The organism is Aeromonas sp. 62-46 (genome assembly GCF_001898585.1).
Taxonomy (GTDB): Bacteria; Pseudomonadota; Gammaproteobacteria; order Enterobacterales; family Aeromonadaceae; genus Aeromonas; species Aeromonas caviae.
The window spans coordinates 128,500-144,067 of sequence record NZ_MKUI01000047.1 but is presented as its reverse complement, the minus strand read 5'-3'; the positions used below and the strand labels follow the sequence as shown (position 1 = coordinate 144,067).

Annotated in this window: 17 protein-coding genes; 7 read left to right on the top strand and 10 right to left on the bottom strand. The window is 64.5% G+C overall.

The window, feature by feature from the left end:
• Positions 1–29: 29 nt before the first annotated feature.
• Positions 30–668: an exopolysaccharide biosynthesis protein gene (locus tag BGO64_RS14605; protein WP_286700908.1), complete on the bottom strand. Its 639-nt coding sequence runs from the start codon at positions 666–668 to the stop codon at positions 30–32.
• A gap of 201 nt (positions 669–869) precedes the next feature.
• On the opposite strand from BGO64_RS14605, the gene BGO64_RS14600 reads away from it, so the two are divergent.
• Complete coding sequence (locus BGO64_RS14600) at positions 870–1,484, top strand: outer membrane beta-barrel protein (RefSeq protein WP_270835311.1); 615 nt, start codon at positions 870–872, stop codon at positions 1,482–1,484.
• Positions 1,485–1,529: 45 nt separating this feature from the next.
• Positions 1,530–2,060 carry a GNAT family N-acetyltransferase gene (locus BGO64_RS14595; protein WP_128313311.1) on the top strand — a complete coding sequence of 177 codons (531 nt, stop codon included), beginning with the start codon at positions 1,530–1,532 and terminating at the stop codon, positions 2,058–2,060.
• On the opposite strand, the gene BGO64_RS14590 is transcribed toward BGO64_RS14595, so the two are convergent.
• Complete coding sequence (locus BGO64_RS14590; protein ID WP_103261951.1) at positions 2,041–2,346, bottom strand: monooxygenase; 306 nt, start codon at positions 2,344–2,346, stop codon at positions 2,041–2,043. The two genes, BGO64_RS14595 and BGO64_RS14590, sit on opposite strands and share 20 nt — an antisense overlap.
• A 121-nt stretch (positions 2,347–2,467) precedes the next feature.
• Here BGO64_RS14590 and BGO64_RS14585 point away from each other — a divergent pair, with 121 nt between their 5' ends.
• A complete protein-coding gene (locus tag BGO64_RS14585) occupies positions 2,468–2,824 on the top strand; it encodes a winged helix-turn-helix transcriptional regulator (RefSeq protein WP_039040461.1) in 357 nt (118 codons plus the stop codon).
• Here the strand turns inward: BGO64_RS14585 and BGO64_RS14580 are convergent.
• From BGO64_RS14580 to BGO64_RS14570, 3 genes are all read right to left on the bottom strand, one after another.
• Positions 2,796–3,833 carry an acyltransferase gene (locus BGO64_RS14580; RefSeq protein ID WP_286700907.1) on the bottom strand — a complete coding sequence of 346 codons (1,038 nt, stop codon included), beginning with the start codon at positions 3,831–3,833 and terminating at the stop codon, positions 2,796–2,798. The genes BGO64_RS14585 and BGO64_RS14580 overlap by 29 nt on opposite strands.
• A 176-nt stretch (positions 3,834–4,009) precedes the next feature.
• Positions 4,010–4,630 (bottom strand): PepSY-associated TM helix domain-containing protein, encoded by a 621-nt coding sequence (locus BGO64_RS14575; RefSeq protein ID WP_286700906.1) that lies wholly within the window; start codon positions 4,628–4,630, stop codon positions 4,010–4,012.
• Positions 4,631–4,695: 65 nt separating this feature from the next.
• Positions 4,696–6,738 (bottom strand): TonB-dependent receptor, encoded by a 2,043-nt coding sequence (locus BGO64_RS14570; RefSeq protein ID WP_286700905.1) that lies wholly within the window; start codon positions 6,736–6,738, stop codon positions 4,696–4,698.
• Between the two features lie 273 nt (positions 6,739–7,011).
• Between BGO64_RS14570 and BGO64_RS14565 the strand changes: the two genes are divergently transcribed.
• Together BGO64_RS14565 and BGO64_RS14560 are read left to right on the top strand one after the other, a co-directional pair.
• Positions 7,012–7,494, top strand: coding sequence for a GNAT family N-acetyltransferase (locus BGO64_RS14565; RefSeq protein ID WP_286700904.1), 483 nt, complete (start codon positions 7,012–7,014; stop codon positions 7,492–7,494).
• A 470-nt stretch (positions 7,495–7,964) separates the two neighbouring features.
• Positions 7,965–8,702 (top strand): class I SAM-dependent methyltransferase, encoded by a 738-nt coding sequence (locus BGO64_RS14560; protein ID WP_286700903.1) that lies wholly within the window; start codon positions 7,965–7,967, stop codon positions 8,700–8,702.
• Between the two features lie 59 nt (positions 8,703–8,761).
• Here BGO64_RS14560 and BGO64_RS14555 read toward each other — a convergent pair whose 3' ends face one another.
• Positions 8,762–9,820, bottom strand: a complete 1,059-nt coding sequence (locus BGO64_RS14555; RefSeq protein WP_029313567.1) for a porin — start codon at positions 9,818–9,820, stop codon at positions 8,762–8,764.
• A 218-nt stretch (positions 9,821–10,038) separates the two neighbouring features.
• Here BGO64_RS14555 and glpX point away from each other — a divergent pair, with 218 nt between their 5' ends.
• Both glpX and BGO64_RS14545 read left to right on the top strand, forming a co-directional pair.
• Positions 10,039–11,049, top strand: coding sequence for a class II fructose-bisphosphatase (gene glpX, locus BGO64_RS14550; protein ID WP_039040467.1), 1,011 nt, complete (start codon positions 10,039–10,041; stop codon positions 11,047–11,049).
• A gap of 141 nt (positions 11,050–11,190) precedes the next feature.
• The gene (locus tag BGO64_RS14545; RefSeq protein WP_010675884.1) at positions 11,191–11,442 is read left to right on the top strand and encodes a YkgJ family cysteine cluster protein; all 252 of its coding nucleotides are present in this window, start codon (positions 11,191–11,193) and stop codon (positions 11,440–11,442) included.
• Between the two features lie 167 nt (positions 11,443–11,609).
• Here the strand turns inward: BGO64_RS14545 and BGO64_RS14540 are convergent, their stop codons facing one another.
• Genes BGO64_RS14540 through hemC form a run of 4 tightly spaced genes read right to left on the bottom strand, consistent with a single transcriptional unit; the run spans position 11,610 to position 15,567 of the window.
• A complete protein-coding gene (locus tag BGO64_RS14540) occupies positions 11,610–12,773 on the bottom strand; it encodes a heme biosynthesis HemY N-terminal domain-containing protein (protein ID WP_286700902.1) in 1,164 nt (387 codons plus the stop codon).
• Between the two features lie 10 nt (positions 12,774–12,783).
• On the bottom strand, positions 12,784–13,860 hold the full coding sequence (locus tag BGO64_RS14535; protein WP_039039811.1) for a uroporphyrinogen-III C-methyltransferase: 1,077 nt from the start codon (positions 13,858–13,860) through the stop codon (positions 12,784–12,786).
• On the bottom strand, positions 13,857–14,591 hold the full coding sequence (locus tag BGO64_RS14530) for a uroporphyrinogen-III synthase (protein WP_039039810.1): 735 nt from the start codon (positions 14,589–14,591) through the stop codon (positions 13,857–13,859). Before BGO64_RS14530 ends, BGO64_RS14535 begins: the two co-directional genes overlap by 4 nt.
• 46 nt (positions 14,592–14,637) lie before the next feature.
• Positions 14,638–15,567 carry a hydroxymethylbilane synthase gene (gene hemC, locus BGO64_RS14525; protein WP_286700901.1) on the bottom strand — a complete coding sequence of 310 codons (930 nt, stop codon included), beginning with the start codon at positions 15,565–15,567 and terminating at the stop codon, positions 14,638–14,640.
• Between the last annotated feature and the right edge of the window lies 1 nt (position 15,568).

The following is a 15,568-nucleotide window of genomic DNA, read 5'->3' as shown; positions in this document are numbered from 1 at the left end:
GTCGCCCTCTTTCATTTGGCCGGGCCAGATCAGCCGAACAGGGTCGAGATATTCTGCCCCGCCATCAGCAGGCCGATGGCCAGGGCGCTGAACCAGACCAGGGTAGCGGCGACCAGGACATAGCCGAGGGCGACGAAGAGCCCGTCCCGCTGCAACATGCCGATGGCCAGCAGCAGGATGGCCCAGGCGGGCATGGCGTTGGTGAAGGGAATGGCGCCCAGCGGCAGCATCAGCAGCAGGGCGGCCAGCATGATGAGCAGGCCGTTGCAGCGGTTGATGGTCACGCTGCCGGTCAGGATGAGCAGGCGCGGGCGGATGAAGCGGTCGATGCGGGCCAGCAGATCCGCCCCCTTGTGCAGGGTCGGCTTGAGGTGCTCGGCGGCGAAGCGGCGCTCCATCAGGAAGGCGGGCAGCCAGGGCACCCGGTTGAGGGTGATGCCGATGCCGATGAAGAGGATCAGCAGGCCAAAGGGGGTGCTGACGCCGGGAATGGAAACCGGCAGCAGGAAGGGAACCGTGAGCAGCACGCAAAACAGCAGCATGCCCTGCTCGCCCACCAGGGCCAGCATCTGGCGCAAGCTGATGTGGCTCTCCTCGATGGCGTGGGCGGTGGCCCTCAGGGTATCGGAGAGCGTGCTTTGGGGGTCGTTGAGTTGCGCGGCAACCATTCCTGAGATCCTCGTCTGTTGATGCCACCGCTGTGGCGCCGTCAGCTTACGGGGGCGAGGTTAATCCCGGATGAATAACCCCGGGGAGCACAGATATTTCCATCGGGAGCGGGGCAATGGGGCTGGTACAGCCCCCGTCCAGTGTGGGAGACGGGCGCTCTGATATGCTTTGCGCAGGTCTTTTCACCAAAGGATGAGCACATGAGAGGAGCGATGGGGATGGTGCCGGGGTTGCTGCTGCCCCTGGCGGGCTGGGCAGCCGAGCCCCCGGCGACGGGCTGGCAGCTGACTCCCTTTGCGGGATACAGCTCGGCCATCGACTTTCGGGCCATGGACGAGCCGGCCCCCACGCCGCACGGGAGCGACATCGACACCCTGCAAGGGGAGCGCTCCGGCAGCTGGGGGCTCTTCATCAGCAGGGAGGTGGACGACCCTGGCATGATAGAGCTGCTCTACAGCCACCAGTCGACCCGGGTGTCCCCCGAACTGCCCGACAGGCTGACGGTGGACACCCTGCAGTTTGCCGGGGCCCTGACTCTCTCGGACAACCTGATGGCCCCCTATATCGGTGCCGGGATCGGGGTCACCCGCTTCGATGCCTACGACAGCGAGACGGCCCCTTCCATGTCCCTGGCCCTCGGGGTGCAGCCGCGCCTGACCGAACATCTGGCCGTGCGGGCCGAGGTGCGCGGTTATGGTGCCCTGGTCAACGACGACAGCCAGTTTCTCTGCAACCCCGAGATCTGCGCCTTTCGGGTGAGGGGGGAGCTGATCACCCAGTGGCAGGCCAATATCGGCTTGACCCTGAGGTTCTGAGCCTCATGATGGGACTCCTTTGACCAGACAAGGCGATACGACTCCGTGCCATCCCTGCCCCGTGAACTGCCCGTACTGCTGACCCCAAGGGGGCGACTGCGCCCCTTCGATGGGCGGGATGCTGCCGATCTCTTCGCCATCTACGGGGATCCCCTGGTGATGCGCTTCGTCGGGGAGCCGCCGTTTCCCTCCCTTGCCACCGTGTCGCAGATGCTGGCTAGCGTCGAGCGGTTGCTGGCTGGCGGCGAGTCGCTGGAGTGGGGGCTGGTGTTGCGCGGCAGCGGCCGCCTGGTGGGTACCTGCGGCTTGCACAGCTTTGCGGCCGGCGCCAGCCTGCGCCAGGCGGAGGTGGGCTGCATGCTGGCCCGCAGCCACTGGGGACAAGGTTTGATGGGGGAGGCGCTGAGCGCCCTGATCGCCTATGCCCGCCAGCTTGGCATCATCACCCTGCTTGCGGATATCGAACCGGACAATCTGCCCAGCCAGCGGCTGTTTGAGCGGCTGGGCTTCATCTGGCAGCAGGATACAAGCTACCGGTTGCTGCTGGGCGAGGAGATCACACCAGACCGCGCGTGACGCGGCTGAGGGGCTCGTTGACGTCGAACACCTTGTACTGCACCGCGCTGGCGCCCATGGCGAGCACCCGCTGCTCATGCATGGTGGCGTAGGCGAGGGCGCTCCCCTCATCTTCGAACAGATAGATGCCGCCCGCCTCGCCGGTGCGCGGGTTCTCGGTCCAGATCTTGGAGATGAAGCCGGGCTCCCGGGTGATGGAGTCGGCCAGCGGCATGGCCGCAGCAGTGAGGGCTGGTCCCATCATCTGGGCGGGGAAGTTGAAATGGATCTGCAGCAGGCTGGGCATGATAAACCTCTCGTGGGCGTTGATTGGCGGAATCCGCATCATAGGAAGCCAGCATCTTGGCTGCAAGAAGGCACATTTTCGTGGCATAGTTACCGCAAAGTAACCACTCACGAGCCATACCGTGCCCTCACTGCCCTGTCCCGCCTATCAGGTATTGCGCCTGCTGACCGGCAAATGGAAGCCGGCCATTCTGTTTCATCTGCGCGAACAGACCCTGCGTTTTGGCGACCTGCGCCGCTGCCTGCCCGAGGTGAGCCAGAAGGTGCTCACCGCCCAGCTCAAGGAGCTGGAGAGCGACGGTGTCATCATCCGCACCCTCTACCCCGACGTACCGCCCAGGGTGGAGTACTGTCTGAGCCCCCTTGGCGTCGCCCTGATCCCCCTGCTCCAGCAGATGCACGATTTTGCGCTGAACCACGTTGATCTGCTGGCTGGTCAGGGTCCTGTTTCTAGCGAGCCCGCAGCAACCAGCGGCTGAGGGCGGTGGCCGCCAGCAGTCGGTAGCCGAGCAGAGTGAACGCCAGCAGCGCGGGTACCTTGAGGAGTTCCCACCACACCTGTTTGCCCTGGGGGCCGAAGATCATCAGCCACACCACCAGCATCATGTGCAGACAGTAGAGGCCGAGCACCTTGGGGGCCTGGCGCTCCAGCCAGCTGCCTTTGCCCCATGCGGGGTTGGCCAGCAGCAGGCCGAACAGCCCCAGCGCCCAGGGGAGTGAACCCAGCAGGAAATCATGACGAGCGAGGGGGACGGCGGCAACGCGCAGCAGACCTGCGGCCTCCAGGGCATAAAGCCCCATCCCCGTCATCATCATCAGGGCGCAGCGCCTGGCGTCCGGCTGCCAGGCACGCAGGCGCAGCTCGGCGCCGAGTGCCACGAACAGCAAGGAGAAGAAGGGGCCGTTACGGGTCAGCAGGGCCCACTCGCCCCCCAGCAGCGGCGGGCCATAGGAGCCACCGATCAGGGCCAGGCCGTAGAGCAGGGCCCCCAGCAGCAGGGCCAGCCTCGGCAGGCGGACCTGCTGGCAGAGCCCCAGGATCAGCACCGCCACCATCAGGGCGGGCAGGAACCATAGGTGGATCATGCCGCCCACCCACCAGACGTTGAGCGGATCCCCGAGCTGCATCTGCCACTGGCCCGCCATGGCGGGCAGGTAGCCCTCGCTCACCGCCGCGAGCGGGTTGAACGGTATCAGCACGTAGAGCAGGCTCCACGCCAGCCAGAGCCCCAGCAGGGGTCGGGAGTAGCGCAGTGCGACCGTCAGGGGGTGGCCCGCGGCGAGGGCGGGTTGCAAGAAGTAACCGGCGCACAGGAAGAACAGCGGCACCGCGAAGCGGCAGAGCTGGTTGATGACGGCCCCGACCAGAGGGTAGGGCGTGCCGTCCCACAGGGCGGGGTCGAAGGGGTTGCTGAAGGGGGAGAGATGGATGGTCATCACGGCCAGGATGGCCACCACTCGCCCGCATTCGATGCTGGAGATGCGCATGATTCCTCGCGGCGTTCGGGAGCTGGGCGCACCCTATCAGCCGCAGGCGTTCCCTATCCAGCCGCCTGGTCGCCAACTGTGACCCCCATCGGCGGCCGGTTACCCTTTGTTACCCGAGGTGCGGGCAAGGTTACCGCCGCCGGGAGCGGGATCCCGTTTTGGTGTCGGTAAAAGGGCTAGAGCAGGGCCACCAGCACGGTGACCAGGGCGCCCAGCAGCAGCAGGGTGATGCCGCGACCGGCGGGGCCGTGCAGCTTGTTCCACATCAGCAGGCTGGTGAGGGCCAGCAGCAGCATGGCCAGGGCTGCCAAATCCCCCACCAGTTGCCAGGGCAGGCCGGTGCCCATGCCACGGTGCAGCCGGTTGAGGCTGGCAGCGAAGTTGGCCTGCTGCAGCTCGGTGCGCACCAGCAGAGTGCCTTCCACATAGCTGGCGGTCACGCTCTGGCTGAGGGTGACGCCGCGCAGCTCCCAGCGGGCCGGCAGGGTGAGGGCGCCGGATGGTGTGGGCAGGGTCTGGGGCGGGGTGATCTGGGGTCGCCCCTCCTCGAACATGTCTGCATAACGCTGTTGCAGCAGGGCTTCCAATTCATCCGGGCTGGCCAGCGGCGTGCTCAGTACTATCTCTTCGCTCGATTTGGCGGTGTGGGGACCGGGCAGGGGCAGCACGGCTCTGTGTTGCAGCCAGAGGCCGGTGAGGCCATAGAGCAGCATCAGGGTGAGGGTGGCAAAGCCTGCCCAGGCGTGGATGCGGCGCACCCACTTGTTGTTGTGCAGGGGGAGTTTTCTGCGTGTCATCGTTCGGTGCTTCATAACAATCTGGCCAGCGAACGCTGGCCAGAGGGGTCGGTAAACAGGGAGGATCAGAAGCGGTAGGCGGCGGTCAGGTGCAGCTGACGGGGCGTGCCCGGCATGATCTGGGCCGCGCTGGTGGCGCTGACGAAGTAGTCGTGATCGGTCAGGTTCTCCACGCTCAGCTGGGCTTCCCACTGGGGCCAGCGGTAGCCGGCACGGGCGTCGAAGCGGGCGTAACCGGGCAAGGTGGTGGTGTTGGCGTTGTCGGCGAAGCGATCCCCCACCGCCGTCATCCCGGTCTCGCCGAACCAGCCCTGCTTGCCGCTCTGGTAGCCGGCGAACAGCTGGCCGTTCTGGCGGGAGACGTTCATCGGCCGCTTGCCTTGCAGGTCCGCGTCTGCCTTGACCTGCTCGGCATCCTGGATGGCGACGCCGCCGCGCAGATAGATCTCGTCGGTCAGCTGGGCACGGGCGCTCAGCTCGATGCCGTCGGTGCGCTGCAGACCGGTGAGGATCACCCGGGTGGGATCCAGCGGATCCTTGCTGCGTTTGTTGTACATCTCCAGCCGGTAGAGAGAGAAGGTGGTGGCGAGGCGGCCGTTCAGCCAGTCGCTCTTCACGCCCCCTTCATAGAGCCGGGTGTGCTGGGGATCCAGGTTGTTGTTCTTGTCCCCCGGGGTGATGCCGATAAGCTCACCGCCCACCGGGGTGAAGGTCTTGCTGTAGGAGGTGTAGAAGGCATGCTCCTCGATGGGGTTCCACACCAGGCCCAGGCGCGGACTCAGGCTGGTGACCGAGAGGGTCTCTTCCTTGTCGAGGTCGTTGCGGCGGCTGGTGACGGTGAAGTCGTCGCGGCGCAGGCCTGCCAGCAGGTGCCAGTCGCCCAGGCTGAGCTGATCCTGCACATAGAGGCCGACACCGCGCACCCTGTGATGGGCGTCGCTGGAGAGTTTCATGGCGCCGTCGTAGGTGGGCAGGGAGCCCGGATCATAGAGGTTGCCTGCCGGGATCGGGTTGGCGTTCTGGTAGAGCTTGGGGGTGCGATCCTGCCAGCCCTGCTCCAGACCCACCAGCAGACGATGGGCGATGGGGCCGGTTTGCAGCTGGCCTTCCGCCTCGGTGTTGCTGGTGAGGCTGCTGGCCTTGAGATCCTGCTGCCAGCGGGCGCGGGTCACCTTGTCACCCTTGACGCTGGTGACATAGGTATTGTCGAACTGGCTGTCGAGGGTGGTGTAGCCGAGCTGCTGGCGCAGTTGCCACTGATCGTTGATGTCCCAGGTGAAGCGGGAGCGGGTGGACTGGGCCACATCGTCGATGAAGTCGCGGCGGGTGTCGCTGTAGACGCTCTCGATGGGGACATCCGCCGGGCGACCATCGACGCCGGGAATGCCGCGATCCGGGGTGCGATCGTGCTCGTTGCGCTCGTATTGCACCAGCCAGTTCAGGGTGTCGGTGATCTCCCAGTTGACGGAGGGGGCCAGCAGGGTGCGCTTGCTGGTCACGTCGTCGCGAAAGCTGTCTTTGTCTTCCTGGGCCAGGTTCAGGCGCACCTGTACCCGCTCTCCTGCCTCGCCGTTGAGGTCGGCGGCGAAGCGTCGGCTGTCGAAGCTGCCTACCTGGGCGCTGACGCTGGAGGCCTGCCCCTTCTGGGGAACCTTGCTGACCCGGTTGACGATGCCGCCCGTGCTGCCACGGCCGTAGAGCACGGCGGCGGGGCCCTTGAGCACTTCGACCCGTTCGATGTTGCCAAGGTCGCGGGTGTATTGCATGTCATCGCGCAGGCCGTCGAGGTAGAAGTCGTTACTGGCGCTGAAACCGCGGATGGTGACGCCGTCAAAACGGGTGTCGCCGCTGGCGTTGACGCCAGGGATGCCGGTCAGGGCTTCACTCAGGGTGGGCTGGCCGAAGGCGGTCAGCTCGCTTGCCTTGACGCTCTCGATGCTCTGGGGCACCAGCTTGGCCGGTGTGGCGGTGCGGGTCGCGGTGGCGACCTCTTCATGTTGGCTGCGTTTGCCGACCACGGTCAGGGTTTCGTCTTCGGCACGGGGGCTGGTGCAAACCGCCAGCAAGGCGACGCCCAGCAAGGCGCGCGGGGGGATGGAATGGTTCATCTGGGTGTGACTCTTTGTCGACCAATCGGCCTGAACTTGTTGATTTATTTGTAATTATTCATTTCTCTCATCGCGAGAAGTTGCTAATGATATTGATTTTCATTTGCCTTGCAAGGAGAAGATGCAAGAAAAAGAGATCATTGGCGGGCAGGCACTGAGGGGGCTGGAACCTCGGGGAAAAGGCCGGGGGAAACCTTGGTTCGGTTCGGAGGGGACGCTACCATGGTGGCCTCGCGCCTTGGCGCACCATCCGGCACACACAGGGAGAGAAACATGGTTGAGATCATCAGGGCGGATCTGCACAACCCTCGCCACGGCGAAGCGCTGATCGCGATGCTGGACGAATACGCCAGGGATGAGATGGGGGGCGGCAGTGCACTGGCGGACGAGGTGAAAGCGAATCTGGCCGAAGCCCTGGCCGCGCGACCCGGAGCCCATGTGCTGCTGGCCTGGGTCGATGGGGAGCCCGCTGGCGTTGCCACCTGCTTCGAGGGTTTTTCGACCTTCGCCTGTCAGCCGCTGCTCAATATCCACGACGTGGCGGTGCACCCTGCCCATCGCGGCCAGGGCATCGGCAAGCAGCTGTTGGCGGAGGCGGAGCGGCTCGCCCGGGAGCTCGGTTGCTGCAAGCTGACCCTGGAGGTGCTGGAGGGGAACAAGGTGGCCCAGGCTGCCTATCGTGCCAGCGGCTTTGCGGGTTATGAGCTGGATCCCGAGGTGGGCCGTGCCCTGTTCTGGCAGAAGAAGCTGGGGTGAGAGGGTCGGCAAACATGATCTGCCGGGCTTGCCTCTGAGACTCCTGTCCCCTAGAGTGGCACCAGATTTTTCAATGTGTTGATGGAACCGGCCCGGCCGGGTGAGTGACATGACCCTTTATGCTTCGGATCAGCGAGTGACCCGAATGAACTCCGTACAGATGCGCACGATGAAGCATTGTCCGGAGCCGGTGGAGGCCCAGACCTCCCATCCATTCATCGTGCAGTGACGACCGGATCTCGCTACCTCGCGGGAGCCGTGACCTTGCCGCACGACTGAACCAAGGCCATAGACGTTGCCTCGTCTATGGCCTTTTTTGTTGCCCCGCAGGCAGGCTGCGGGTGCGAGACAGAGCAGAGGCCCGCCCGGGTCTCTGCTTTTTTTATGGTCTGTCATGACCGACGGGTATGCTTGGCAAGGGCCGGGTCGTCGGCCAGAGAGGCTGACCATCTTCAAGAGGAAACAGTGCAATGTCACAAAATATCTATGACGAACCAGGGTTTTTTGAGGGCTATGCCCAACTGCCACGCTCCCTTCACGGGCTGGCGGGGGCGCCGGAGTGGCCGGCGCTGCACGCCATGCTGCCGGAGCTTGCCGGCAAGCGGGTGCTGGATCTGGGCTGCGGTTATGGCTGGTTCTGCCGGGCAGCCAGAGATCTCGGGGCTGCCGATGTGGTCGGTATCGATCTCTCCGCGAAGATGCTGGCCCGTGCCGCCGAGCTGACCCGGGATGAGGCCATCCGCTATCGGCAGGGGGATCTGGACGGTCTTGCGCTGTCCGATGAGCCTTTCGATCTCATCTACAGCTCCTTGGCGCTCCATTACCTGCCCGAGGTGGCGCCGCTGTTTGCGGAGATCCACCGTGCGCTGGTGGCTGGCGGCAGCCTGGTGTTCTCGGTGGAGCACCCCATCTTCACCTGCCCGCAGCCGCAAGGCTGGCTGGTGGATGCAGAGGGACGCCGCTCCTGGCCCGTCAACGGCTACCAGGCCGAGGGCAAGCGGGTCAGCAACTGGCTGGCGGAGGGGGTGGTCAAGTATCACCGCACCCTGGGCACCTACCTCAATGCCCTTGTCGCCGCCGGGTTCCAGATCCGCCGCGTGGAGGAGTGGGGGCCGACGGCGGCGCAGATTGCGGCCAACCCGGCCCTGGCGGAGGAGGCGGAGCGCCCCATGCTGTTGCTGGTGTCGGCGTACAAACCCCTGGCCTGACGCAATAAAAAACGGCGCGCAGAGTGCTCTGCGCGCCGTGTCGTCAGGTGGTTGCCGACTTAGAAGTCGTAGCGGGCCGCCAGCTGGAAGTCATCCTTGGTGTTGAGCTTGCCGCTGTCATGGCTGTCGAGGTTGTTGATGCGGTACTCGCCGATGACGCGCAGGTTCTTGTTGAACTTGTACTGGGCACCCAGGGTGTAGTAGTCGATGGAGTCGTAGTCAGACTTGCCAGCCTGCTCCACCTTCTGCTTGTTCCACAGGGCCATCAGGCCGAAGCCGCTCTCGAAGTTGTAACCCAGTGCCCCTTCCCAGCCGGTGTGATCCTTGCCGGTGGCCAGGAAGTCGCTGCCGTCGGCATAGCTCAGGGCGGCGTAGAGGGCCTTGTTGTCGTACTTGGCGGAGAGCAGCCACAGCTTGGCATCCTCTTCACCGCTCTTGTCGCGGATGCCCACGTTGTAGGCGGTCCCCAGGGAGAGATTGAACGGGAAGGTGTAGGCCACGGCGGCACCGTAGGCGGCATCGCTGTCCTTGCTGGAGGTCTCTTCGGTGTCACCGCCATCGAACTTGTAGCTGGTATCTACCTGGAAACCGTTGAACAGGCCGGAGTACTTCAGCACGGAGCCGGCGCGGTTGGTGGCGAAGGTGTCGGTCTTTGCGCCCAGTGCCTCGTTGCCGTAACCGTCGGAGAGAGAGACATCAGTCCAGTCCGCCAGGAAGCCAGGAGCCCCCTTCTGGCGACCGAAGGTGACGGTCCCCCAGTTGGCGCCGACACCGGCGAACGCCAGACGGGTACGCAGGTTGTCGGAGTTCTCGCTGACGGTCTTCTCGCTGTCGTTGATGTACATCTGCAGTTCGTACTGGGCCAGCGCCTTGAGACCCGGGTTGATCTCGCTCTCTACCTTGGCGCCCAGACGGACAAACTGGTTGGCCCCCTGCTTGTCGCTGTATTCGTTCTTGATGTCACCGTTGGCGTCCAGCTCTTTCTTCTCGCCGAAGAACTGGCCGGCGTAGATGCGGCCGTAGAGGTCGAGCAGGGTGCTCTCGTTTTTGTACACTTCGACGGCTTGAGCCTGGAAGGCGGCGGTAAGAGCCAATGCTACTACTGTCAGCTTTTTCATCATGATCCCTTGTGTTGCAAGCTTTTGTTTTAAAAGACGGGGCCATGCTAGAAGTGACAGATGACAGTCGGGTGACCGTGCAATGAACAAACCGTGTCGGTTCCATGTCAGCGGGATGAAAACCGGGATTTATGTGGCTGGTCGCCACTTTTACGCGCAAAGGTTTGCCCTTGTGGTAGAATGCCGCCCGTTTTCGAGCTCCTAAGGTTGGATATGCGATGAGACGTGAACTGGCAATCGAATTTTCCCGAGTGACGGAAGCGGCTGCACTGGCTGGCTACAAGTGGCTCGGACGTGGTGACAAGAATATCGCCGATGGCGCGGCCGTGGCGGCCATGCGTCACATCCTCAATCAGATCCAGATCGATGGCGAGATTGTGATCGGCGAAGGGGAGATCGACGAAGCCCCCATGCTTTACATCGGCGAGAAGGTGGGCACGGGTCAGGGCGACGCCGTGGACATCGCGGTAGACCCCATCGAGGGGACCCGCATGACCGCCATGGGTCAGGCCAATGCCCTGGCCGTGCTGGCGGTGGGCGACAAGGGATCCTTCCTCAAGGCCCCCGACATGTACATGGAAAAGCTGATCGTGGGCCCCAAGGCGAGAGGCGCCATCGATCTCGATCAGGCCCTGGAGCTGAACCTCAAGGCCGTGGCCAAGGCGCTCGGCAAGCCCCTCTCCCGTCTGACCGTCATCACCCTGGCCAAGCCGCGTCATGACAAGGCGATCAAGGAGATGCAGGGCCTGGGGGTGCGGGTGTTCGCCATTCCCGACGGTGACGTGGCCGCCTCCATCCTCACCTGTCTGCCGGACAGCGAAGTGGACATGCTCTACGGCATCGGTGGCGCGCCGGAAGGGGTGATCTCCGCCGCGGTGATCCGCGCCCTGGACGGCGACATGCAGGCTCGCCTGATCCCCCGCCACCAGGTCAAGGGTGACAGCCCCGAGGTTCGCGCCCTGGGTGAACAGGAGATCGCGCGCTGCGAGGAGCTGGGCATCGACGTGAGCAAGGTGCTCAAGCTCGAAGATCTGGCCAAGAATGACAACGTCATCTTCTCGGCCACCGGCATCACCAAGGGTGATCTGCTGGAAGGGATCACCAGCGACGGCGTCATGGCGACCACCGAGACCCTGCTGATCCGCGGTAAATCGCGCACCATCCGTCGTATCAAGTCGATCCACTTCCTGGATCGCAAGGACAGCGTGGTACGCGACATCATCCTGTGATGTGCTGACTCCCGCAGCAAAAAGCCCGGCACTGCCGGGCTTTTTGCGCTCTGCAGGGCGCCAGGGTGCCCGGGCAGGGATAAGGCTTAGGAGAAACCGGACTCCTTGCTACACTGCGGTGCCCCACAGAGGAAAAATCACATGGAATGTCGTCAGGGATGCGGTGCCTGCTGCATCGCCCCCAGCATCAGCAGTGCCATTCCCGGCATGCCGGACGGCAAGCCCGCCGGTGTGCCCTGTGTGCAGCTCGATGCGCACCTGGGGTGCAAGATCTTCGGCCAGCCGGAGCGCCCGGCGGTGTGCGGCGGCTTTCGCCCCATGGCGGACGTGTGCGGCTCCCATCGCCAGGAGGCCATCTGGCTTATCGGCGAGCTGGAGCGGCTGACCGCCTGAGCCCTTGACCCTCTCCCTCGGGGAAAGGGTGCCTGCTTGTCCTCCTCATCCCCGCCCCTTTTCCTACAAGGTGAGAAGAGAGCCGCCATTCGGAACAATGCCAATAAACAATCCCAGTAAAAAGAGGCCGCAATTGCGGCCTCTTCCTGTTTCGTGACGAACTGGCGTCAGACGTCGGCCAGCTGCAATGCCTGGCGGTAGTACTCGTTGGCCTTGTTGGTCAGGCGGCGCTTGTCCATCACTTGGCCGAGGGCGTGGTAGAGGGCGGCATCCGGCGCCTTCGCCACTTCCTGCTCCAGCAGGCGCTGGGCTTCGTCCAGCTGACCGGCCAGCAGGCAGACCCGGGCCAGTGCCGCTTCGGCGCCCGGCTGATCCTGGATCTTTCTGAGCAGGGTCAGCATGGGCTGGTAGTCGTCCAGTTTGAGCTTGGGCAGGCGGGCGAACAGCTCGGGGGAGGGATCCTTGCGCAGGGCCTCCAGCCAGAGGTCGGCGGCTTCGGCATCGGCCCCCAATCGGCGCAGGCGATCCCCGTAACTGGCCAGCAGCACGGGATCCTGGCGCTGTTTGCGGGGCAGACCCTGCCAGACTGTGCGCAGGGTGTCGAGGGTGCCGCTGGCGGCCTCCAGACGACCGCACCACGCCTGGTGCAGCAGGGCCTCTTCCTGCTGGGCGGTCAGCTTGCCCACCTTGCGCAGGGCAGGGGCGAGATCGATGAGGGCCGCCCAGTCTTCACGGGCCAGATACACCTGACGCAGCTGATCCAGCACCATGGGGTGGCGCGGGTTGAGGGCATAGATGGACTCGAGGCGACCGAGGGCGCTGTCGTACTGGCCCTGCTCAATCTGCAACTGGGTCTGGATCAGGGTCAGTGCCAGCTCTGCCTTGGGGTTCTCTTCCTGGGCTTTCTGCAGGTAGTGGTCCCGGCGCACGTCGTCGCCCCGGGCCTGGGCCACCCGGGCGGCGCTCAGGTAGTTGAGCAGCGGGGTGTCGCTGTTGTCGGCCCCTTTGATCAGCAGCTTCTCGGCCTGGTTGTAGTGCCCCTCTGCCATGGCCAGGGTGGCATTGACGGTTTGCAGGTTGGCCTTGCGGCGGCGGCGGGAGCCGAACCAGCCCTGGGTCTTGCGGCGCAGGCCGAACAGGCGGGCCAGCACCCATTCCACGATGAGCAGGGCGCCGTAGAACAGCACCGCCAGGATCACCGCGCTGGTGACTGAGGATTCCACCGTGTAGTTGCCCAGCGAGATGAGCACATAGCCCTTGTTGCCGGAGGCTTCGGGCCCGAAGATGAGGCCCGCCACCATCACGGCGACTATGACGATCAGACGAATCATGGTCTCCTCCTCAGTTGCCGGCCAGGATGCGTTGCAGGCGTTCGGTCAGCACCTGTTCCAGCATGGTCTGGGTCTTGAACTGATCCGGGTAGTCAAACTGGATCTGCTCGCCTTTGAGCTTGTCGAGCTCGGACTGCATGTACTGGGTGGCGCTGTTGTCGGCATCGAAATACTGGGTCAGCCAGCGCTGGGCCTTCTCCAGGCTGTCGACATAGAGGGACTGCTGTTCACGATAGACGGCGAGCTGGGCCTGCAGCAGCTTGGTCTTGAGGTTCTCCCGCAGGAAGATCTCCTGCTGCGGGGAGAGCAGGGCTTCCACGGCGCCATCGCGGCGACGGATGGTGATGAAGTTTTCGGTGAACTTGACCCAGTTCTTCTTCAGGTTGCTCTGCCACTCGTCCGGGTTGGTGCTGACGGTCTGGTCGGGCTCGCTCTTGGCTTCCGGCATGCTGACGGTGGAGAGGGGCAGCAGCTCGATCTGGTCCGAGAGGGCGGCCAGCTTCAGGGTCAACCCCTCGCGATCGACCCGTGGCATCCCCTTGAGCTTGGCGATGTCTTCCGCCAGCGCCTTGCGAATGGGCATCAGGCTGGGGTCGTTGAGCGCCTTGATGCGCTCGTCGGCGTTGCCGAGCAATGTGATGGCGGAGACGATGTCGTGTTCGAGCCACAGCTTGCGGCCCGCCATGCGCACCAGGTATTCGGATTCGGCCAACATCCAGTCATTGGGGCGCTTGTCGTCCAGATCCAGCACCTTGGTCTGCAAGGCGTCCAGCGCCTCCTGCAACTGCTGCTGGCTCTTGCCGAGGGCACCGATCTGTTCGGCATCCTTGCTGCTGCCCTGATCAATTCTGGTCATGGCGTCGGCCAGTTGCTGCTTGAGGGCTACCAGTTCGGCCTGCTGGGCAACGGCGTTCTGGTGTCCGTGCACATAGAGACCACCGGCCAGCCCCAGGGCCAGCAGGATGGCGATGCCGCCAAGCACGGTGCCAGAGCTGCCCTTCTTGCTCCCTGTCGTTCCGGGAGCGGGCTTGTTGTTGTCGGCCACGGTGGCCGCGGCACTCGGCTGGACTTCTTGCTGTTCAGTCATTCCATCTTCCTCAGTTCCAGGGCGGCCACCAGAGCCTGGTTGGATGCACCTTGGGCAATCACGATACGGGTAAAACCAGCCCCTTCTGCCATCTCGGCCACCCGGGGACTGGGCACCACCAGCAGGCGGTCATAAAGCCAGGGGTGCTGCGGGCCGGGCACCAGGGCCAGCAACCGCTGCAACAATTCGCCACTGGTGATGAGCAGGCTGTCGAGCCCGGCTGCCTGCCAGTGGCGGGTCAATGCGTCCCCGTCAAGATCGGGGTAGTGGCGCTCATAGGTGGCACAATAGTGCACCAGTGCGCCCCGTGAGGCCAGCGTCCGGGCGATGAGATCCCGCCCGTCGTTGCCGCGCAGGATCAGCACCCGGCGGCCACTCACCCCTTGCAGCGCCGGCAGGGCCAGCAGCCCTTCACTGCGGGGATCGGCCGGGCACAGGGCCTGGATGCCCGCCTCGGCGAAGGCATCCGCACTCGCCTGGCCGACTGCAAAGTAATCAATATGTGGCCAGGTCTGACCAGTTTGCAACAGAAAATGATGTGCAAAATGAACGGCATGCATGCTGACGGCGATAACGAGGTCCGCCTCCCGCAGCATGTCACCCAGGTGAGGGAGGTCGCATCCCGGCCGGGTTTCCAGCAACGGACAGCAGAGCGGTGCATGACCCAACTGGTGCAGCATCTGCACCAGCTGGTTGGCCTGGGCGGCCGGGCGCACCACCAGGGGGACCATCAGGGGGCGCTCCAGGCAGATGACCGTGAACCTGGCTGTGCTGCACTCATGCCCGGTAGACCTCGGCCAGGATGACGTCGGCGCCGGCGGCCAGCAGGCGCTGGGCCAGGGTGTGGCCCAGCGCCTCGCCCTCTGCCAGGGGGCCGCGGATCTCATCGCGAATGACGTGGCTGCCATCCGGGCTGCCCACCAGGCCGCGCAGCCATACTTCTTCTCCCTGTACCAGAGCATAGGCCCCGATGGGCACCTGACAGCCCCCTTGCAGGGCGCGGTTCATGGCGCGCTCGGTCAGCACCCGGATGCGGGTTTCGGGGTGTTCGAGCGGCGCCAGCAGGGCGTGCAGCTCGTGATCGTCGAGGCGGCATTCGATGCCGACCGCCCCCTGGCCGTTGGCGGGCAGGCTCTGCTCGGGCTCGATGAAGGCGGCGATGCGATGGGCCATCTCCAGTCGTTTCAGGCCGGCGGCGGCCAGGATGATGGCGTCATAATCACCGGCATCCAGCTTGGCGAGGCGGGTGTTGACGTTGCCCCGCAGGTCGCGGATCACGAGATCAGGGCGGGCAGCGCGCAGCTGGCACTGACGGCGCAGGCTGGAGGTGCCGACCACGGCCCCTTGAGGCAGCTCGTCTATCTGGTTGAAATGGTTGGAAACAAAGGCATCACGCGGGTCTTCGCGCTCACAGATGGTGTGCAGGCCGAGTCCGTCGGGGAACTCCACAGGTACGTCTTTCATGGAGTGGACAGCGATGTCGGCACGCCCTTCCAGCATGGCAGTCTCCAGCTCCTTGACGAACAACCCCTTGCCGCCGACCTTGGCGAGGGGGGTGTCGAGGATCTTGTCACCCTGGGTGCTCATGGGCACCAGTTCGACCTGCAGATCCGGATGGAGTGCCTCCAGCCGATCTTTCACAAAATTGGCCTGCCACAGGGCCAGTGGGCTCTTTCGAGTGGCAATTCTCAGGGTTCGGGCTGCCATA